Annotated in this window: 16 protein-coding genes and 1 other RNA gene; 9 read left to right on the plus strand and 8 right to left on the minus strand. The window is 72.4% G+C overall.

Translation table 11 applies throughout. From position 1 onward, the window contains the following. The 3 genes from NOD94_RS27695 to NOD94_RS27705 form a co-directional block, all read left to right on the plus strand. A partial coding sequence (locus tag NOD94_RS27695; RefSeq protein ID WP_281208849.1) for an SH3 domain-containing protein occupies positions 1 to 535 on the plus strand: 535 nt, incomplete at its 5' end. A 168-nt stretch (positions 536 to 703) separates the two neighbouring features. Beyond that, positions 704 to 979, plus strand: coding sequence for a type II toxin-antitoxin system Phd/YefM family antitoxin (locus tag NOD94_RS27700; protein WP_281208850.1), 276 nt, complete (start codon positions 704 to 706; stop codon positions 977 to 979). Beyond that, the gene (locus NOD94_RS27705) at positions 976 to 1,233 is read left to right on the plus strand and encodes a Txe/YoeB family addiction module toxin (RefSeq protein WP_281208851.1); all 258 of its coding nucleotides are present in this window, start codon (positions 976 to 978) and stop codon (positions 1,231 to 1,233) included. The genes NOD94_RS27700 and NOD94_RS27705 overlap by 4 nt, the downstream gene beginning before the upstream one ends. 63 nt (positions 1,234 to 1,296) lie before the next feature. On the opposite strand, the gene ssrA is transcribed toward NOD94_RS27705, so the two are convergent. The 5 genes from ssrA to ftsE all read right to left on the minus strand — a co-directional run bounded on the left by ssrA (position 1,297) and on the right by ftsE (position 5,293). After that, positions 1,297 to 1,685, minus strand: a transfer-messenger RNA (tmRNA) gene (gene ssrA / locus NOD94_RS27710). A 128-nt stretch (positions 1,686 to 1,813) separates the two neighbouring features. Beyond that, positions 1,814 to 2,299 (minus strand): SsrA-binding protein SmpB, encoded by a 486-nt coding sequence (gene smpB, locus NOD94_RS27715; RefSeq protein ID WP_281208852.1) that lies wholly within the window; start codon positions 2,297 to 2,299, stop codon positions 1,814 to 1,816. 18 nt (positions 2,300 to 2,317) lie between these two features. Continuing rightward, a complete protein-coding gene (locus tag NOD94_RS27720) occupies positions 2,318 to 3,538 on the minus strand; it encodes a S41 family peptidase (RefSeq protein WP_281208853.1) in 1,221 nt (406 codons plus the stop codon). Between the two features lie 67 nt (positions 3,539 to 3,605). Next, entirely contained in the window at positions 3,606 to 4,586 is a 981-nt protein-coding gene (gene ftsX / locus NOD94_RS27725; protein ID WP_281208854.1) for a permease-like cell division protein FtsX, read from the minus strand. 17 nt (positions 4,587 to 4,603) lie between these two features. Further along, positions 4,604 to 5,293 carry a cell division ATP-binding protein FtsE gene (ftsE, locus tag NOD94_RS27730; protein ID WP_281208855.1) on the minus strand — a complete coding sequence of 230 codons (690 nt, stop codon included), beginning with the start codon at positions 5,291 to 5,293 and terminating at the stop codon, positions 4,604 to 4,606. 228 nt (positions 5,294 to 5,521) lie between these two features. Between ftsE and NOD94_RS27735 the strand changes: the two genes are divergently transcribed. Next, a complete protein-coding gene (locus NOD94_RS27735) occupies positions 5,522 to 5,710 on the plus strand; it encodes a hypothetical protein (protein WP_281208856.1) in 189 nt (62 codons plus the stop codon). Between the two features lie 100 nt (positions 5,711 to 5,810). Here NOD94_RS27735 and prfB read toward each other — a convergent pair whose 3' ends face one another. Next, entirely contained in the window at positions 5,811 to 6,920 is a 1,110-nt protein-coding gene (prfB, locus tag NOD94_RS27740) for a peptide chain release factor 2 (protein ID WP_281208857.1), read from the minus strand. 317 nt (positions 6,921 to 7,237) lie between these two features. On the opposite strand from prfB, the gene NOD94_RS27745 reads away from it, so the two are divergent. After that, on the plus strand, positions 7,238 to 8,293 hold the full coding sequence (locus NOD94_RS27745) for a 2-oxoglutarate and iron-dependent oxygenase domain-containing protein (RefSeq protein ID WP_281208858.1): 1,056 nt from the start codon (positions 7,238 to 7,240) through the stop codon (positions 8,291 to 8,293). A gap of 58 nt (positions 8,294 to 8,351) precedes the next feature. On the opposite strand, the gene NOD94_RS27750 is transcribed toward NOD94_RS27745, so the two are convergent. Both NOD94_RS27750 and NOD94_RS27755 read right to left on the minus strand, forming a co-directional pair. Beyond that, positions 8,352 to 9,614, minus strand: a complete 1,263-nt coding sequence (locus tag NOD94_RS27750) for a serine/threonine-protein kinase (protein WP_281208859.1) — start codon at positions 9,612 to 9,614, stop codon at positions 8,352 to 8,354. 263 nt (positions 9,615 to 9,877) lie between these two features. Further along, positions 9,878 to 11,629 (minus strand): serine/threonine-protein kinase, encoded by a 1,752-nt coding sequence (locus NOD94_RS27755; RefSeq protein WP_281208860.1) that lies wholly within the window; start codon positions 11,627 to 11,629, stop codon positions 9,878 to 9,880. Between the two features lie 489 nt (positions 11,630 to 12,118). Here NOD94_RS27755 and NOD94_RS27760 point away from each other — a divergent pair, with 489 nt between their 5' ends. The 4 genes from NOD94_RS27760 (at position 12,119) to NOD94_RS27775 (ending at position 18,826) form a co-directional block, all read left to right on the plus strand. Beyond that, a complete protein-coding gene (locus NOD94_RS27760; protein WP_281208869.1) occupies positions 12,119 to 15,055 on the plus strand; it encodes an FtsK/SpoIIIE domain-containing protein in 2,937 nt (978 codons plus the stop codon). Between the two features lie 118 nt (positions 15,056 to 15,173). Beyond that, positions 15,174 to 16,580, plus strand: a complete 1,407-nt coding sequence (locus NOD94_RS27765; protein WP_281208861.1) for an ABC transporter substrate-binding protein — start codon at positions 15,174 to 15,176, stop codon at positions 16,578 to 16,580. A 108-nt stretch (positions 16,581 to 16,688) separates the two neighbouring features. Next, on the plus strand, positions 16,689 to 17,954 hold the full coding sequence (locus NOD94_RS27770) for a sugar ABC transporter permease (protein ID WP_281208870.1): 1,266 nt from the start codon (positions 16,689 to 16,691) through the stop codon (positions 17,952 to 17,954). Next, positions 17,951 to 18,826, plus strand: coding sequence for a carbohydrate ABC transporter permease (locus NOD94_RS27775; RefSeq protein ID WP_281208862.1), 876 nt, complete (start codon positions 17,951 to 17,953; stop codon positions 18,824 to 18,826). Before NOD94_RS27770 ends, NOD94_RS27775 begins: the two co-directional genes overlap by 4 nt. Positions 18,827 to 18,917 lie beyond the last annotated feature (91 nt).

Consider the following 18,917-nt stretch of genomic DNA (forward strand, 5'->3'; position numbering starts at 1 on the left):
CGGCCGCAACGGCCCCGCCGGCCCCCGCGGCGAAGCCGGCCCGCGCGGCCCGAAGGGCGACCAGGGCCCGTCGGGCGGCCCGCAGGGCCCCAAGGGTGACCGCGGCGAGAAGGGCGACCAGGGCAACCGCGGCCCGACCGGCACCGCCGGCCCGAAGGGCGACCGAGGCCCGTCCGGCCCGCAGGGCCCCAAGGGCGACCGCGGCCCGAAGGGCGAAAAGGGTGACACCGGAAAGCCCGGCGCCTGCAAGAAGTGCGAGAACGGCCACGGCGGCCACGACAAGCACGACGACCACGGCAAGAAGACCCCGAAGGCCCGCATCGTCTCGCCCGGCAAGGGCCTCGGCATCCGCTCCGGCCCCGGCACCCGGTACGCCGAGAAGGGCAAGGTCCTGACCGGCGCGGTCGTCGCCCTCCAGTGCAAAGTCAACGGCCAGAACGTAGAAGGCAATTCGATCTGGTACAAACTCGCCGACGGCACCGGCTGGATCGCCGCACGCTACGCCCAGAACCTCAACAAGGTCCCCTTCTGCTGACCGACCCCACTCCGCCCGAACATGACGAAGGCCCCGCAGCCAGGAGCTGCGGGGCCTTCTCCTTCATGGACGACCAGAAGCGGAGGAAGTGGACACCCCCGACAGATACGTACCAATTTACGGTACCGCCCTCGTACCGTAAACTTGTACAACCGAGAAGGAGTGACCATGTCCATAAGCGCCAGCGAAGCACGGGCCAGCCTCTTCCCCCTCATCGAACGCGTCAACACCGACCACCACCCGGTGCGGATCACGTCGCGCGGCGGCGACGCCGTCCTCATGTCCGCCGACGACTACGACTCCTGGCAGGAGACCGTCTACCTGCTGCGCTCCCCGGCCAACGCCCAGCGGCTGATGGAGGCCGTCGCCCGCGACCGGGAGGGCGCGCCCACGACGGTCAAATCCCTCGATGAGCTCAGGGAGTTGGCCGGGGGCGAGGAGTGAGGAGCGTCCACTTCGACTCCGATGCCTGGGAGGACTTCCTCTTTCGGCTCGCCTCCGACCGAAAAATGGCTCGCAGGATCACCCGTCTGATCGGGGAAATCCAACGCGACCCGTTCACCGGCATCGGCAAGCCCGAGCCCCTGAAGGGCGAGCTGTCCGGCTACTGGTCCCGCCGCATCGACGACGAGCACCGCCTCGTGTATCGGGCGGACGAGAAGGAAGTGAAGATCCTCAAGGCCCGGTATCACTACTGACCCCGCCTCGGACATGACGAAGGCCCCGCAGCCAGGAGCTGCGGGGCCTTCGTCAACATGGGGTGGTGGAGATGGCGGGAATCGAACCCGCGTCCAACGGTGCAGAAGTAGGGCTTCTCCGAGCGCATTCCGCTGCGCTTTTCTCGGCCCCGGAGATCACACGGACAAGTCTCCGACGGGCTCAGTCACTGTTTGATTTCCCTCTATCCCCCGTGACCGGAGTTAGAGGTTTAGATCCCTAATTGACGCCAGGATCCGGACCGGGACCACTTCCGGGCTGACGCTCCTCACAGAGGCTTCAGCTCACTGTTATTAGGCAGCGAGGGTGAAGCGGGAGTTATCGCTCTTGGAGTTGGCGATTATTTTTTGCGACATATGGTTAACGAGATCATTGCCGCTTTCTCGGCTCGCTTCCCCTACATCGACAGCCGCTGTCGAAACCGATCATCCCCATGTTTCACGCTGTTCAGTTATCGAGGTCCAGCAGGTGCTCTCCATGCGTCCCGCTCGACCGGCGCCACCCGCAAGCGCGTGGTGCTGACGCCATCGTACGCGAAGCGGACCTCCGCGTGCCAGGACATTAGAGCTGACCGCGCTCCTTGCGCTTGACGGCCGAGATCACCCGGTTCGTCTCGCGCGTGTCCTGCTTCTCGCGCAGCGACTGCCGCTTGTCGTACTCCTTCTTGCCCTTCGCCAGCGCGATCTCGATCTTCGCCCGGCCGTCCTTGAAGTACAGGGCGAGCGGCACGATCGTGTTGCCGGTCTCCCCCGTCTTCGAGTCCAGCTTGTCGATCTCCTCGCGGTGCAGGAGGAGCTTGCGCTTGCGCCGTGCGCTGTGGTTGGTCCAGGTGCCCTGGCTGTACTCCGGCACGTGCACGTTGTAGAGCCAGGCCTCGCCGCTCTCCACCGACACGAAGCCGTCCACCAGCGAGGCACGGCCCTGACGCAGGGACTTGACCTCGGTACCCGTGAGCACGAGACCGCACTCGTAGGTGTCGATGATCGTGTAGTCGTGCCGCGCCTTCTTGTTCTGGGCGATCATCTTGCGCCCTGTTTCCTTAGCCATAGTGCGGTCATTTTCGCACTACGGACCCACCCCGAGGCCACCCAATACCTTGCGCGCCCGTTCCTCGGCCCCCTCGCGGGCCGCCAGGTCCGGGGTGATCCCGCCGCCGTCGAGACTGCGACCCGCCGGCGTGCGGTACGTGCCGACGGTCAGCTCGGCCACCGAGCCGTCCGGGAGCTCGGTGGGCATCTGCACCGAGCCCTTGCCGAAGGTGCGGGTGCCGACCGTCACCGCGCGGCCCCGGTCCTGGAGGGCGCCGGTGACCAGCTCGGCCGCGCTCATCGTGCCGCCGTCGACGAGGGCCACCAGGGGCCGCCCGGTGTCCCCGCCCGGGGCGGCGTACAGGGCGCGCTCGGAGCCCCGTACGTCGTACGTCGCCACCAGCCCGCCGTCCAGGAACGCGGAGGCCGCGGTCACCGCCTCGGCGACCAGCCCGCCCGGGTTGCCGCGCAGGTCCAGCAGTACGCCGGCGCCGGGCGGGGCCTCGCGCACCGCCGTCCTCACCCGCTCCCCCGAGCCGCGGGTGAAGGAGTCGACCTTGATGACGGTGACCCCGTCCGCGAGGCGGCGTACGGTCACCGGCTCGGCGCGCAGTTGCTCCCGGCGGACGGTCTCGGTCAGGTCCACGCCGTCCCGGCTGAGGTGCAGCACCACCGGGGTGCCGGCCTCGCCGCGCAGCAGGGCCACCACGTCGACCACGGCGAGGCCGGAGACGCCCTGCCCGTCCACGCTCAGCAGCCGGTCCCCGGCGCGCAGGCCGGCCCGGGCGGCGGGGCCGGCGGGTTGGACCCGGTCGACCCGGATCCAGCCCTCCCGGGTGCGTTCGACCCAGAGCCCGACTCCGGTCCAGTGACCGTCGAGGTCGTCGGCGAAGGCCGCGTACTCGCCCCGGTCGTAGACGGTGCCCCAGCGGTCCCCGCTGCGGCTGACGACCTCCTGGGCGGCCTTCTTGCCGGACTTGCCCTCGGCGACGGCCTCGGCGGCGGCGCGGGCGACGGCCTCGCGGTCGGCGGTACCGGTCGCCCGGGGCGCGTCGGGGGCAAAGGGCGCGGGGGCCGGGGCCGGATCGGGAGCGGCTGCCTGCGCGGGAACGCTCGTACGGGCGAGGGTTCCGGCGTCCGCGGCGTCCCAGCGGCCGGTGCTCGCGGCGGCTACGACGGAGGTCAGGAACACCAACGTCAAGACGGCCCCGCGACGCAGGTCGCGGGGCCGGGGACAGTGAGCGGGCAGACCCGGCATGGCGCCGAGTCTAGGACAAGCCCCGCTGCGGCACGGCGGGTTGGGCGTACCTCACAGGGGGCGCTCGTCACACCTTCAGGTACTTGCGCAACGCGATGAAGGCGGCCAGGGAGGGCATCAGCAGCCCGATGACCAGCACCAGCGGCAACTTGGTGAGGACGGCGTCCCAGCCGATGAAGTTGATCAGTTCGAGCTTGTCGCGGAGCGCGGCGCCGTGGTCGATCACGAAGTACTGGCCGGCGCCCAGCATCAGACAGGCCAGGGCGGCGCCGATGAGGCCCGCGACGGCCGCCTCCATGATGAACGGGACCTGGATGTAGAAGCTGGAGGCGCCGACGAGCCGCATGATGCCCGTCTCCCGCCTTCGGCTGAAGGCCGAGACGCGCACGGTGTTGACGATCAGCAGCAGCGCCACGACCAGCATGATCAACATGATGCCGAGGGCGGCCCAGTTGAGGTAGCCGAGCAGCTTGAAGAGGTTGTCGAGCTGCGAGCTCTGGTCGGCGACCGATTGGACGCCGTCGCGGCCCGTGAAGGCGGAGGTGATGACCTCGTACTTCTCCGGGTTCTTCAGCTTGACGCGGAAGGAGTCGGGCATCTGGTCCGGGGTGACGACCGAGGCCAGTGCCGTGTGCCCGAAGCGTTCCTTGTAGTGCTTGTAGGCCTCGTCCGAGGACTCGTACATGACGGTCTGGACGAGCTCCATCTTCTTCAGCTCCGCCTCGATCCCCTGCCGCTGGTCGGGGGTCACGGCCCCCTTGGAGCAGGCACGGGGCGAGCCGACCGCGTCGGACGCGCCACCGGCGGCGGGCGGGCCGGCGGCCGCGCTCCCGGCGGCCTCCAGCGCGTCGTTCTTGGTGCAGAGGTAGACCGTGACGTTGACCTTGTCGTACCAGTACCCCTTCATGGCGCTCACCTGGTCGCGCATGAGCAGGGAGCCGCCGAACAGGGCCAGCGACAGGGCCACGGAGATGATGACCGCGAAGGTCATGGTGAGATTGCGGCGGAGGCCGACGCCGATCTCCGACATGACGAACTGGGCGCGCATGACGTCTCAAGGGCCTTTCAGTGCTGGTAGCCGTATACGCCGCGCGACTGGTCGCGCACGAGTCGGCCCTGTTCGAGTTCGATGACGCGCTTGCGCATCTGGTCCACGATCTGCTGGTCGTGCGTCGCCATGATGACGGTGGTGCCGGTCCGGTTGATCCGGTCCAACAGTTTCATGATCCCGACGGAGGTCTGCGGGTCGAGGTTGCCCGTCGGCTCGTCCGCGATCAACAGGGCGGGACGGTTGACGAAGGCGCGGGCGATGGCCACGCGCTGCTGTTCGCCGCCGGACAGTTCGCCGGGCATCCGGCTCTCCTTGCCGCCCAGACCGACGAGGTCCAGTACCTGCGGGACGGACTTGCGGATCTCGCCCCGCGGTTTGCCGATCACCTCCTGCGCGAAGGCGACGTTCTCGGCGACCGTCTTGTTGGGCAGCAGCCGGAAGTCCTGGAACACGGTCCCCAGCTGGCGCCGCATGTGCGGGACCTTCCAGTTGGAGAGCTTGGCGAGGTCCTTGCCCAGGACGTGCACCTGGCCGTGACTGGCCCGTTCCTCGCGCAGGACGAGGCGCAGGAAGGTGGACTTGCCGGAGCCGGAGGAGCCGACCAGGAAGACGAACTCGCCCTTGGCGATGTCCAGGGAGACATCTCTGAGTGCGGGCCGGTTCTGCTTCGGGTAGGACTTGGAGACGTTGTCGAATCGGATCACGGGTGCACCACGGGGTCGTCGCCGGGAGTAGGTGTGCGTGACCATACGCGAACGGAGGGTGGGTGTGGACCCGCCAACCGCAGTTGCCCGAATAATCCCCGGGTGCCCGCGCAGCCCGATCGTGATTGCCCGGACGGGCCGCGCCGAATGCCGTCGGAGCCGGCACAGTGGTAGGGGGAACGGACTCGGTCCCCGTGCCGTTGTACGAGGGGACGAGAGGAGGAGCGCATGACATATGACCGGCTCGTGTGCGCGAACTGCGCCGCGCCCGTCAACCAGGGCCGGTGCCCGGTGTGCCGGGCGAACCGGAAGCACCTCCAGCAGGAGGGGCCCTTCACCGGGCTGAACCCGGTGACACTCATCGCGCTTCTGGTGGTGCTGGTGGCGGCGCTGGCCCTGGCGGCGCAGACCGCCTGACCCGCGGGCACGTCCCGATCACACGGAATGGGGAAGGGCCCGGACACCCAAGGTGTCCGGGCCCTTCCTCGCGTCGTGGCTCCTCGCGCGGCGAGGTCCGTTACGCGGACTGCTCCTGCTGCTTGCGCCAGCGGATCCCGGCCTCCAGGAAGCCGTCGATCTCGCCGTCGAGGACCGCCTGCGGGTTGCCGACCTCGAACTCCGTCCGCAGGTCCTTGACCATCTGGTACGGGTGCAGGACGTAGGACCGCATCTGGTTGCCCCAGGAGCTGCCGCCGTCCTTGAGGGCGTCCATCTTGTCCTTCTCCTCCTGGCGGCGCCGCTCCAGCAGCTTGGCCTGGAGCACGTTCATCGCGCTGGCCTTGTTCTGGATCTGCGAGCGCTCGTTCTGGCAGGAGACGACGATGCCGGTCGGCAGGTGCGTGATGCGCACCGCCGAGTCGGTGGTGTTGACGCCCTGACCGCCGGGGCCCGAGGCGCGGTAGACGTCCACGCGCAGCTCGGCCTCGTCGATCTCGACGTGGTCGCTGGTCTCGACGACCGGCAGCACCTCGACGCCCGCGAAGGAGGTCTGGCGACGGCCCTGGTTGTCGAAGGGCGAGATCCGGACGAGCCGGTGGGTGCCCTGTTCGACGGAGAGGGTGCCGTAGGCGTAGGGGGCCTTGACGACGAAGGTGGTCGACTTGATGCCGGCCTCTTCCGCGTACGAGGTCTCGTACACCTCGGTCGCGTAGCCGTGGCGCTCGGCCCAGCGCAGGTACATGCGCTGGAGCCGCTCGGCGAAGTCGGAGGCGTCGACGCCGCCGGCCTCGGCACGGATGTTGACCAGGGCCTCGCGCTCGGCGTACTCGCCGGAGAGCAGGGTCCGGACCTCCATCTCGTCCAGTGCCTTGCGCACCGAGATCAGCTCGGTCTCGGCCTCGGCGAGGGTGTCCGCGTCGTCCATTTCCTGGGCGAGCTCGAACAACACCGCGAGGTCGTCGATGCGCCCGCGCAGGTTCTCGGTCTTGCGGACCTCGGCCTGGAGGTGCGAAAGCTTGCTCGTGATCTTCTGGGCGGCTTCCGGGTCGTCCCACAGGGACGGCGCGGCGGCCTGCTCCTCAAGCACGGCGATATCTGCCCTCAGCTTGTCGAGGTCCAGGACGGCCTCGATCGACCCCATGGTCGAGGAGAGGGACTTCAGCTCTTCGGATACATCGACAACTGCCACGGGCCCAGCCTAGCCGGTCCCCGGACGGCACTCTCCGGTCAGGCCGGATCGGCACGTACGGACAGGGGTGGGTACAGGCGTACGCTCACCGTATGACTGTCCCTCTCGTGAAGCGCCGCCATGTGGACCACATGCGTGTCACGACGACGAGCTGTCTGCCGACGGACCTCGCACGAGCCTGATCCACCCCGATCCGACTTCGGTCCTGTACGCGGCGGCCACGCGGCCCCGGCGCCATCCCTGCCGGCCGGCCGTTCCCTCCGTTGCCCCTCCATCTCCGGGGCGCAGGACCCCGTGACATCCGAAACGGAGCCGTCATGCCGTCCGCGCATCCCTCCTCCTCCCCGGCCTCCTCCTCACCGGCGCCTTCCTCACCGGCTCCTTCCTCGCTTGCCGTGATCGACCTCTCCCGGGCCGACGACCCCGCGGAGCGGGGCGACTTCCTGAAGCAGCTGCACGCGGCCGCCCGGGACACCGGTTTCCTGTACCTGACCGGCCACGGGATCAGTGAGTCCGAAACCGCCCGGATCCTGGAGCTGACCAGGGCCTTCTTCGCCCTTCCGGAAGCCGACAGGCTGGCCGTGAGCAATCTGAACTCACCGCACTTCCGGGGCTACACCCGCATAGGGCACGAGCTGACGGGCGGCACCTCCGACTGGCGCGACCAGCTGGACGTCGGCGCGGAACGGCCCGCGCCCCGGGTGGGGCCGGGGGATCCCTCGTACCTGTGGCTGGAGGGCCCCAACCAGTGGCCGGCGGCCCTGCCCGAGCTGCGGGACGTGGTGCTCTCGTGGCAGTCCCGGCTGGCGGCCGTGGCACACCGGCTGCTCCGGGAGCTGCTGGCCTCGATCGGCGCGGCCCCCGACTTCTTCGACGCCGTCTTCGCGGACCGACCCCACCTGCACACGAAGTTGATCCGCTACCCCGGATCGGCCCCGTCGGGCGCCGACCAGGGCGTCGGCGCGCACAAGGACTACGGATTCCTGACCCTGCTCCTCCAGGACGGGGTGGGCGGGCTCCAGGTGGTGCGCGACGGCGGCTACGTCGACATCCCGCCGATGCCGGGGGCCTTCGTGGTCAACCTGGGCGAGCTGCTGGAGATCGCGACGGAGGGCTACCTGGTGGCGACCGACCACCGGGTGGTCAGCCCGCCGGGCGCGGTGGAGCGGTTCTCGGTGCCGTTCTTCTACAACCCGCGGCTGGACGCGGTGGTGGAGACGGTCCCCGGGGAGTACCTGCGCACGGCCCCGGGCGTGGCGCACGACGCGTCGAACCCGCTGCACGCGGAGTACGGTCGCAACGAGCTGAAGGGCTGGGTGCGCGCCCACCCGACGGTGGCCCGCCGCTGGCACCCGGAGCTGATCAACGCCTGACGGCGCCCGGACCCGGCCGCGAGCCCCGGCGCGGGCCGTGACCGGCGCCGGCCGCGGCCTACGGTCGGGCCGGGGCCGAGCGTTTGCCGTCCTGCGGCGGCGGGGTGCCCTCGTCGCCGCCGGACACGGCGAGCCAGCTGCCCAACCCCACGGCGGCGACCAGCGCCACCGCCGAGGCGGACATCACCAGCCTCCGCTTGCGCGCGGCCTCGGCACGGTGCCGGGCGGACCCGGGCCGGTGTCCGCCCGCGGGACGCGGGACGCGGGCGGTGCCCAGCGCCCCGCCCGCCAGCTCGTCCGGGCCGGGCACGCGCATGGAGGTGTGGGTGTCGCGGTTGGAGTCCGTGGCGGAGCCGGGGACCAGCGGGACCACGCCGCGCCGCCGGACCGGATCGGCCGGCAGGTCCTCGGCCTCCGGTTCCTCCGGCTCGGCGTCGTCCGGTTCGTCCACGTCCAGCGGCGGCATCCCGGCCAGCATCGGCAGCATGTCCCGCAGCCGGACCGACAGCTCCGAGGCGCGCAGCCGGGACGCGGGGGCCTTCGCCAGGCACTGGACCATCAGCTGCCACAGCTCGTCGGGGATCCCAGGCAGCGGGACCACGGTCTCCGTGACGTGCCGGCGCAGGACCGCGCCCGGGTGCCCGCCGCCGAAGGGCGTGAAGCCGGCCAGCAGCTCGTACAGCACCGTGGCCAGGGCGTATATGTCGACGGCCGCCCGCGGGGGCAGGCCCTCCACGATCTCGGGGGCCAGGTAGTCGGGGGTGCCGATGATCCGGGTGGTCGGGGTCGAGGCCCGTGTCCCGGGCGCCCCGGCGGCCCGCCGCGGGGAGTCGATGAGCTTGGCCACGCCGAAGTCGGTGAGCAGCGCGGGGTGCGCGCCGCCCGGACCGAGCGGGCCCTGCATGTCGAGCAGGACGTTCTCGGGCTTGACGTCCCGGTGGACGACGCCCGCCGCGTGCGCGGCGGCCAGCGCGTCCGCGACGTCCGCGACGATGGCCACGGCCGCCTCGGGGGCGAGGCGGCGCTCGCGGTCGAGGCGCGTGCGCAGGTCCGTACCTCGGACGAGGTCCATGACGAGGGCGAGGTCGTTGCCGTCGACGACGAGGTCGCGGACGGAGACGACGTGCGGGTGTTCCAGGCCGAGCAGCGCGCTGCGCTCCTGTACGAACCGCCCGACGAGTTCCTGGTCGGACGCGAGGTCCTCGCGCAGCAGTTTGACGGCGACGGGCCCGTCCGGCCCCTCGCCCAGCCACACCGTGCCCGCGCTGCCGCGCCCCAGGATCTGGTGCGCGGTGTACCGGCTGCCGATCTTCCGTGCCACGACTGCTCCCTCAGCGGCTGGCGTACGCACCAAAGCTACGCGGCCGAATGGGGGTTGGGCGCTCCGGATCGCGGCGACCTTGACTTCTGGGGGCGAAATCACGTCCCGGATGTCGACAAATCCACGAACTCGGCGTTCCGGACGCCGTGGACGGCCGTCCGCCGGGCCGCCCGGAGCGGACCCGGCGGCCGGGCGGAGGGCCCGTACGGACGACTCGTACGGGCGACTCGTACGGGCCGACGGACGGCTCGTACGGATCGGCGTCAGGGGGTGCCGGAGCCGCCGCCCGCGCCGCCACCGACGGAGGTGACCCAGTCGACCGTGTCGGAGCCCCAGGTCCACACCTGGTCCCACCATCCGCGGCCGGTGCCGACCCACTCCTGGAGCGGGGTGAGTTCCCAGACCAGCCAGCCCGCCACGAAGAACAGCAGGATCATGACGAGGCAGCCCTTGAGGCAGCCGAGGCCGGGGATCCGCACCGGGTTGGCGCTGCGGCGGCGCGGCTCACGCGGTTCGCGCGGGGGTCGCGGCGCCCGCTGCTGCGGCGGCGGGGACTGCGGCGGCTGCCGGTACTGCGGCTGCTGCTGCGGCTGCTGGTACTGCTGCGGCGGCGGCTGCGGCTGGTACTGCTGGGGCTGGTGCTGCGGCTGCTGGTACTGGGGCTGCTGCTGGTACTGCTGCGGCGGCTGCGACTGCTGCTGGTAGTGCTGCGGCGGCGGGGCCTGGCGGTACTGGGGAGGCTGCTGCGGCTGCTGCGGCGGGCGGGGCTGGTGCTGCGGGGGCGGCGGGGCCTGGCGCTGCGGGCGCCGGCGCAGCGGGTCCTCGCTCGGGTCGAGCCGGTGCATCTGCGTCTGCTCGTTGCGGTCGCGGACGGCCCGCATCTGCGACTGCCACGGGTGCGGGGCGTCCGGCTGCTGGACGGGCGGCATGACCGAGGTCGCGTCGGCGGGAGCCGGCCCGGTGCTGGGCAGCACGGTGGTGGCGTCGGCCCCGCCGATGGGCGGCATCACGCTGGTCATGGCGTTCGGGTCGTACGCGCCCTGCGGGCCGGCCGGGGTGTGCGCCGGACCGACGGCCCCTGGCGTCGCCGGGACCGGGGCGGGCGAGGGGTCGGGGGCGAGCAGCGCGCCGACCCCGAGGGCCGCCTCGACCTCGCCCGGCGAGGAGTGCACGCCGATGCCGGAGGCGACCACGCGCAGCCCGCGCGCCAGGCTCTGGGCGCTGGGGCGCTCGTCGGGCTCCTTGCGCAGGCAGCGCTCGATGACGATCCAGACCGGCTCGGGCAGGGTCGGGGGCCGCTGCGGCTCCTCGCTCAGGTGCCGGTGGAGCACTTCGAGCGCGGTGCCGCCCGCGAACGGCGGGCGGCCGGTGACCAGCTCGTAGAGGAGGATGCCGGCGCCGTAGATGTCGACCGCGGAGGTCTGCGGGCGCCCCTCGGCGGATTCGGGTGCCACGTAGGCGGGGGTGCCGACGAACTCGTGGGTGCGGGTCAGGCCCGGGGAGTCGGCGAGGCGCGCGATGCCGAAGTCGGTGAGCATCGGCTTCATCTGGCCGTTGCTCTCGTCGAGCAGCACGTTGGCGGGTTTGAGGTCGCGGTGGACGACGCCGTCGGCGTGGCTGGCGGCGAGCGCGTCCGCGATCTGCGCGGTCAGCAGGCTCGCGGCGACCGGGCTGAAGGGGCCGTTCGCGCGGAGGTACTTGTGCAGGTCGGGACCGTCGATCAGGTCCATGACCAGCGCCAGCAGGTCGCCCTCGACGACGAGGTCGCGGGTGCGCACGATGTTGGGGTGGGTCAGGCGCAGCAGGACGGAGCGTTCGCGCAGGAAGCGCATGACGATGTCCGCGTCCTGGGCCAGCTCCTCCTTGAGGACCTTGATCGCCACGGTCTCGCCGGGCTGCCCGGCGACGGCTGCCTCCGCACCGGCGGTCTCCCGCTGGCGGGCACGCCAGACAGTGCCCGTGGCGCCGCGTCCGAGCGGCTCCTCGAGCAGGTACTTGCTGCCGACTGGCCGCACGTCTCGCGCTCCCCTGCTGTCGTCTGTTCCGTTGTTCGGGTCTTCCGGTTCTCGGGTCGTACCGGAGTTCCTCGGCTGATTCCGCTGGATGGGTTTCGGCCCCCCAACTCTAGGGGGTGTCCCCGGGGAAGACGCGGGGCGACGGAGGTTGGTTGCCGCACATATGTACGAAGGGTGAGATTTACCGGGTATGCCGGGGGCGTTTTCGCTCGGATTTCATCCGACGGCCTGTCCGGATTTGTTCGGTCCCGGCGCCCCCGCCGACCGATCAAGATCATTTGTTGCCGGGTGTCGGGCGTGTTGTGTGTGACAGGTGCGAGGATGCACCCGTACGGAACGGCCGGGACGGGAGCCCCGCCCTTCCGGCGTACCTGACCGGACGACGCGTCCGCGCCGGGTGGGGGTGGTCGGGCAGGCATGTCCCACCGGTTCCCTGCCGGGCGCACGCACCGCGCACTGCGCTCCGCGCAGAAGGGACCGCTGACGGCGATGCAGATCCGGCTGACCGTCCTTGGGTCGCGCAGCGGCCACCAGACCGCCACCGCGCCGGCCAGTGGTGACGTACTCGTCACCGCGCCCGCCGGTACCCCGCTGGCCGCCGTGGCCTCCGGGCTCGCCGCGACCGCCGGGGGGCCCGACACCGGCGGCACCGTGGTGCTGTACGCCGGTTCGCAGCGGCTCGACCCGCAGCGGGCCGTCCTGGGCGAGCCCCCGCTGGTCGACGGGGCCGTGCTGGCCCTGCACACCCCGCTGCCGAACGCCGACGTGCTGCCCGACGAGGGCCCCGGCGCCGCGCAGCTCCACGTGGTGGCCGGCCCCGACGCGGGCGGGGTGCACCTGCTGCACCCCGGAGCGGTCCGGATCGGCCGCTCGGCGGACGCCGACGTGCCGCTGGACGACCCGGACGTGTCACGGCTGCACTGCGCGGTGACCGTCATGGCCGACGGACGGGTCGCCGTGGCCGACCTCGGCTCGACGAACGGCACCACGCTCGACGGGACGCCCGTCGGGGCACGGCCGGTCGCGCTGCCCCCGGGGGCCCTGCTGCGGATCGGCGAGTCGACGTTGCGCTTGACCCGCGGGGGCCCGGTCCCCCTCGCCCTGGTCCCGGACCTGGAGGGCCACCTGTCCCTGACGCGCCCCACCGACGGGCGCGAAGCGGAACCGGCCCCGGTCCCGACCCCCGACCCCGGTACGAGCGCCGCCCTCCGGGGCCCGGCCCCGTACGCGGCCGGCGACCCCGGCGCCGACCCCGCCGGCGCCGACCCGTACACCGGGGCGACCCCCGAGGCCGCCGCCCCGCCCGGCGGCGCCAGGCCGCGCCGCGGGATCGGGGCCTGGGCCCGCAAGTGGGTCCGGGGCGAGGAGGTCGAGCCGGAGGGCGCGGTCGAGCCGGAGGCCCCCGTCGCCGCGGCTCCCGACCCCGACGAGCCGGCGTCGCTGCTGCTGGCCGCGCTCGGGCCGACCGGCCGGCTCTGGTCGCGGGAGGCCGGTCACCCCGGGTTCCTGGAGATCGGGCTGGGCGCCGGAAGCCGGGTCGCGCTGCTCGGCGTCGGCTCGCTCGGCATCGCCGGCCCGCGGGCCCGGCTGACCGGGGTGGCCCGCTCGGTGGTCGCCCAGCTGGCCGCGCTGCACGCGCCCGGACAGCTGGAGATCGTCCTCATCGCGGCCGACCGCTCCCGGCCCGTCCAGGAACGCCTGCGCGACTGGGGGTGGCTGGGTTGGCTGCCCCACGTACGCCCCGCGCACGGACAGGACTGCCGGCTGCTGCTGGCGTACGACCGCGACCAGGCCGCGGCCAGGGCCGGTGAGCTGACCCGGCGGCTGGATGACAGCCCCCTCGGCACCACCTGGGCCGGCGCGGACCCGGCCGCCGTGCGGGAGGCCGCCCGCGGCTACGACGGACCGCGCACGGTCGTCGTCCTCGACGGAGATCCCGGCTCGGGCGCCCTGCGCGAGGTGACCTCCCGGCTGGCCTCCCACGGGCCCGCCGCCGGAATCCACGTCGTGGCCCTCGCGGAGGCTCCGGCGGCGACGCCCGCCTCCCCGGTGGTCGCCACGTACGAGAGCGCCTGCGCGGCCGCGCCCGCCTTCCGTCACTGCGCCACGGCCGCCCTGCTCAGCGGGGACGTCGCCACCGCCGTACGGACCTTCGCGGTCAGCGGCGGCAGACCGGTCGCGCCGGGCGGCACCGCCGTCGCCGACGCCGTCTCCGCCGCCTGGGCGGAGCGCTTCGGCCGGGCCCTGGCCCCGCTGCGCGCGGACGCGTCGGCCGGGGACGACGGGTACCGGCCGGCCGCCGCCAACCTGCCCGCGACCTCGCGGCTCCTGGACGAGCTGGGGCTGGCCCGGGCCACCCCGGCCTCCCTGATGGCACGTTGGGCCGCCGCGACCGAGCAGGGCCAGGGCGTGGGCGGCCTCGCGGAGATCGTCCTCGGCACCGGGAAGCGCGGGCCGGTCGGCGCGGAGCTGGCCCACGAGGGCCCGCACCTCCTCGTCGAGGGACCGGTCGGCAGCGGTCGTACGGAGCTGCTCCGCTCCCTCGCCGCCTCGCTGGCGGCGGCGGCCCGCCCCGACCGTCTCGCGCTGCTCCTCCTCGACGGCGCCGGCGGTGAGCGCGGCGACGGCCTCCTGCCCTGTACGGAGCTCCCGCACGTATCGGCGCACCTGGTGGCGTCCGACCCGGTGCGCATGCGGGAGTTCGCGCAGGCCCTCGGCGCCGAACTGAAGCGCCGCCACGAGCTGTTGGACGGAGTGCCCTTCGCGGAGTGGCACGCCCACCGGGCCCTGTCCGACCACATGGTGTCCCCGCGCCGGCCCGCGCCCGGCGAGCAGCACGGCGACCTGGATCCGCCGCGCAGCGGCACCCTGCGGTTGCGGGCCTCGACCCCGCGCACCGACCCCGCCTCCGGTCCCAGTCCGCTGCCCCGGCTGGTGGTCCTGGTCGACGACTTCGACGCGCTGGTGGCGCCCGCCCTGGGCAGTACGGGCCGGCCGGCGGCCGGTTCGGTGGTGCGGGCGCTGGAGGCGGTGGCCCGCGAGGGAACCCGGCTCGGGGTGCACCTGATCGCGGCCACGGCCCGCCCGGAGCGTACGGCCGACTCCGAGCCGGCCCGGTTGGCGACGCTGCGGGTCGAGCTGGACTCCCCGGACCAGCCGGGCCCCGGGCGCGGTGTGCTCCGGTACGCCGACGGCCGCCAGGTGCCCTTCCAGGGCGGCCGGGTCACGGGCCGGATCCCGCGGACGGCGACGCTGAGGCCGACGGTCGTGCCGGTGGAGTGGGACCGGATGGGTGACCCGCCGGCCCGTCGGCCGGTGCGGGAGCTGGGCAACGGCCCGACCGACCTCGCGCTCCTGGCCAGCGCCCTCGACCGGGCTTCCCACCTGGTGTCGGCGGTGCCCGTGCTCTTCCCGCCCGCCCCCTGACGTCGGGCTCGGCCTCCACGGTGCCCCCGCGACGCGGTATTGCGGGGGTGCGCGGGGCGGCGTAGACCTTGTGGCACGGGACACACCACCAAGGCCACACGGCATCGGGGGCGACACCATGCGACAACGGCGACAACGGCAGGGACAGCGGGGACAGCGAAGTACGGGCCGGACGGCGGCCCTTGTACCGGGCGGGGCGTGGACGGCCCTGGCGGCGGCGGGGGCGTTGGCCCTCTCCGGTTGCGCGGACGGGAAGGACCCGGAGCCCGGCCCCCCGCAGGGGGAGCGGCCCTCGGCCTCCCAGGTGCGGTTACCGCAGTTGCCCGGGGAGAAGCTGGAGGTCGCGGCGGTGTGGACGGGCCCGGAGCAGGCCAACTTCACCAAGGTGCTGAAGGAGTTCGAGAAGCGGACGGGGGCGAGCGTCACGTTCGTCCCGGCGCAGGACCCGATCGTCACGTTCCTCGGTACGAAGGTGGCGGGCGGCGCCCCGCCGGACGTGGCGCTGCTCCCTCAGGTCGGGGCGTTGCGGGCGGCGGTGCAGAACAAGTGGGCGCAGCCGGTGGGTCCGGAGGCGAAGGCCCAGTTGGACGCGAACTACTCGGCGGGCTGGAAGGACCTCGGCGCGGTCGACGGCACCCAGTACGGCGTGTACTACAAGGCGGCCAACAAGTCGCTGATCTGGTACAACGCGAAGGCCTTCGAGGCGGCGGGGGTGACGCCCCCGAAGACCTGGAAGGAGCTCATCGCGGCGGCCGACACGCTCTCGGCGTCCGGTACTCCGGCGGTGTCGGTGGCGGGGGCGGACGGTTGGACGCTGACGGACTGGTTCGAGAACGTCTACCTCTCCCAGTCGGGTCCGCAGAAGTACGACCAGTTGGCCAAGCACGAGCTGAAGTGGACGGACGACAGCGTCAAGCAGGCGCTGACGACGCTCGGCGAGTTGTTCGGGCGCAAGGACTTCCTGGCGGGCGGCCAGAGCGGGGCCCTGGCGACGGAGTTCCCGAAGTCGGTGACGCAGACGTTCACCGGTGGTGACCGGCCGGCGGCGGCGATGGTCTTCGAGGGTGACTTCGTGGCGGTGAACATCGCGCAGACCGAGGCGAAGGTGGGTGAGGACGCCCTCGTGTTCCCGTTCCCGGCGGTGGGCGCGAAGCCTCCGGTGGTGTCGGGCGGTGACGTGGCGGTGGCCCTGAAACCGTCGAAGGGCGCGCAGGCGCTGCTGACGTTCCTGGCGTCGCCGGACGCGGCGGAGATCCAGGCCCGCGAGGGTGGTTTCGTGTCCCCGAACAAGGCCGTGGACCCGGCCGCCTATCCGAACGACATCCAGCGCGGGATCGCGAAGTCGCTGATCGCGGCGGGCGACGACTTCCGCTTCGACATGTCGGACCAGGCTCCGGCGGCGTTCGGCGGTACGCCGGGGTCGGGCGAGTGGAAGGCGCTCCAGGACTTCCTGGCGAACCCGGCGGACGTGGCGGGGGCGCAGGCGAAACTGGAGGCTGAAGCGGCCAAGGCCTACGGGGGCTGACCCGTGGCGGCCACAGCCTCACGGAGGTCGGACGCGCAGGAGTCGACTCCTCGGGAGCCGGCTCCGCGGAAGTCCGCTTCGCGGTCGGCCGAGGACCGGCGCCGCCGGCTGATCGCGGCGGCGTTCCTCCTGCCGGCCCTCGTCCTGCTGGGTGCGCTCGTCGTGCACCCCATCGGCTACTCCGTGTACCGCAGCTTCTTCGACCGCACCGGCGACGCGTTCGTCGGCGGCGCCAACTACCGGGAGATCCTCGGCGACGACACGATCCGTACGGCCCTGAGGAACACCGCGGTGTGGGTGGTGCTGGCTCCGACGACGGCGACCGCGCTCGGCCTGATCTTCGCGGTGCTGACCGAACGGGTGCGCTGGGGAACGGCGTTCAAGCTGATCGTCTTCATGCCGATGGCGATCTCCATGCTGGCGGCGGGCATCATCTTCCGGCTGGTCTACGACCACGACCCGGGCAAGGGCGTCGCCAACGCCGTCTGGGTGGGGGTGCACGACACCTTCGCGGAGTCCTCGGCCTTCCCCCGGGCCCGGCCGGGCCGGGACTCGCCGCTGGAGCCCGCCGCGGGCGGCGCGTTCGTGACGCGCGAGCCGGTACGGGCGGGCGTGCCGGCGCTGCTCCCGCTGGTCGGGGTGGCTCCGGAGGACCTGCCCGAGGGGACCGACACGGCCCTGGCGGCCGGGACGGATCCGGGGAAGGTCACCGGCACGGTCTGGCAGGACTTCACCCGGGGCGGGGGCGGTACGACGAACGGCGTGGACGCCACGGAGTCGGCCTTCGCCGGGATGCGGGTCGAGGCGGTGAAGGACGGCAAGGTGGTGGAGTCGGCGACGACCCGCGCCGACGGGACGTTCTCGATGTCCGCGAAGGCGGACGGGGCGCGGCTGCGGCTGCCCGCCGGGAACTTCCGGGAGGCGTACGCGGGGGTCCAGTGGCTGGGCCCGGCATTGGTGACCCCGGCGGTGATCGGTGCGTACGTCTGGATGTGGGCCGGTTTCGCGATGGTGCTGATCGGGGCCGGGTTGGCCTCGGTGCCGCGGGAGCTGCTGGAGGCGGCGCGGGTGGACGGGGCGAGCGAGTGGCAGGTGTTCCGCCGGATCACGGTGCCGTTGCTGGGGCCGGTCCTGGCGGTCGTGCTGGTCACGCTCGTCATCAACGTCATGAAGGTGTTCGACCTGGTCTTCGTGATCGCTCCGGGCGCGGTCCAGGACGACGCGAACGTGCTCGCGCTCCAGCTGTACCGGACGTCGTTCGGCACGGATGCCGATCCGGGGCTGGGCAGCGCCATCGCCGTACTGCTGCTGGTGCTGGTGGTACCGGTGATGCTGGTGAACATCCGCAGGCTGCGGAAGGAGGGATCGCGATGAGCGGCGCCGCGGGCAGGCGGACCACGTCGGCGGGCCGGGCGGTCGCCGCGCGGGTGGCGTCGGGGGCGGTGCGGGTGTTCCTGGTCCTCGTCGCCCTGTTCTGGCTGGTGCCCGCGCTCGGGCTGCTGCTGTCCTCGTTCCTGGCTCCCGACGATCTGAACCGGGGCGGCTGGTGGCAGGTGCTGACCGCGCCGTCGCGGCTGACGGCGTCGAACTACGGGCGGCTGCTGGAGAACGACACGATCACCGGTTCGCTGCTGAACACGGTCGCGATCGCCGTCCCGGCGACGCTGCTGGTCCTGGTGTTGGGGGCGTTCGCCGGATACGCCTTCGCCTGGCTGGAGTTTCCCGGCCGGGACTGGCTGTTCCTGCTCGTCGTCGGGCTGTTGGTGGTCCCGGTGCAGGTCGCGCTGATCCCGGTGTCCGAACTCTTCGGTTCCATCGGCCTGTTCGAGACGACGGCGGGCGTGGTGCTGTTCCACACGGCCTTCGGACTGCCCTTCGCGGTGTTCCTGCTGCGGAACTTCTTCGCGGAGATCCCGCGCGAGCTGCTGGAGGCGGCGCGCCTCGACGGCGCCGGCGAACTGCGGCTGTTCACCCGGGTGGTGCTGCCGCTCGGCGGTCCGGCGCTCGCCTCGCTCGGCATCTTCCAGTTCTTGTGGGTGTGGAACGACATGCTGGTGGCGCTGGTCTTCGCCGATTCCGCGCACCCGCCGGTGACGGTGGCGCTCCAGCAGCAGGTGCGGCAGTTCGGGAACAACATCGACGTCCTGGCCCCCGGGGCGTTCCTGTCGATGGTGGTGCCGCTCGTCGTCTTCTTCGCGTTCCAACGGCAGTTCGTGACGGGGGTGATGGCCGGCGCGGTCAAGTGACCCGCTCGTGATCACGGGGTTGACGTGGGACGTTGACGCCGGGTACCCCGTATGGCGCACGCGGCGTAACCCGATCACCACGCCCGGGGTT

Source organism: Streptomyces sp. Isolate_45 (assembly GCF_024721315.2).
GTDB lineage: Bacteria > Actinomycetota > Actinomycetes > Streptomycetales > Streptomycetaceae > Streptomyces.

Bases quoted from the DNA above. Each gene is read 5' to 3' on its own strand.
- NOD94_RS27700 (WP_281208850.1), top strand. From the start codon at position 704: ATGTCCATAAGCGCCAGCGAAGCACGGGCCAGCCTCTTCCCCCTCATC.
- smpB (WP_281208852.1), bottom strand. From the start codon at position 2,299: ATGGCTAAGGAAACAGGGCGCAAGATGATCGCCCAGAACAAGAAGGCG.
- NOD94_RS27720 (WP_281208853.1), bottom strand. From the start codon at position 3,538: ATGCCGGGTCTGCCCGCTCACTGTCCCCGGCCCCGCGACCTGCGTCGC.
- ftsX (WP_281208854.1), bottom strand. From the start codon at position 4,586: ATGCGCGCCCAGTTCGTCATGTCGGAGATCGGCGTCGGCCTCCGCCGC.
- NOD94_RS27735 (WP_281208856.1), top strand. From the start codon at position 5,522: ATGACATATGACCGGCTCGTGTGCGCGAACTGCGCCGCGCCCGTCAAC.
- NOD94_RS27745 (WP_281208858.1), top strand. From the start codon at position 7,238: ATGCCGTCCGCGCATCCCTCCTCCTCCCCGGCCTCCTCCTCACCGGCG.
- NOD94_RS27760 (WP_281208869.1), top strand. From the start codon at position 12,119: ATGCAGATCCGGCTGACCGTCCTTGGGTCGCGCAGCGGCCACCAGACC.
- NOD94_RS27765 (WP_281208861.1), top strand. From the start codon at position 15,174: ATGCGACAACGGCGACAACGGCAGGGACAGCGGGGACAGCGAAGTACG.
- NOD94_RS27775 (WP_281208862.1), top strand. From the start codon at position 17,951: ATGAGCGGCGCCGCGGGCAGGCGGACCACGTCGGCGGGCCGGGCGGTC.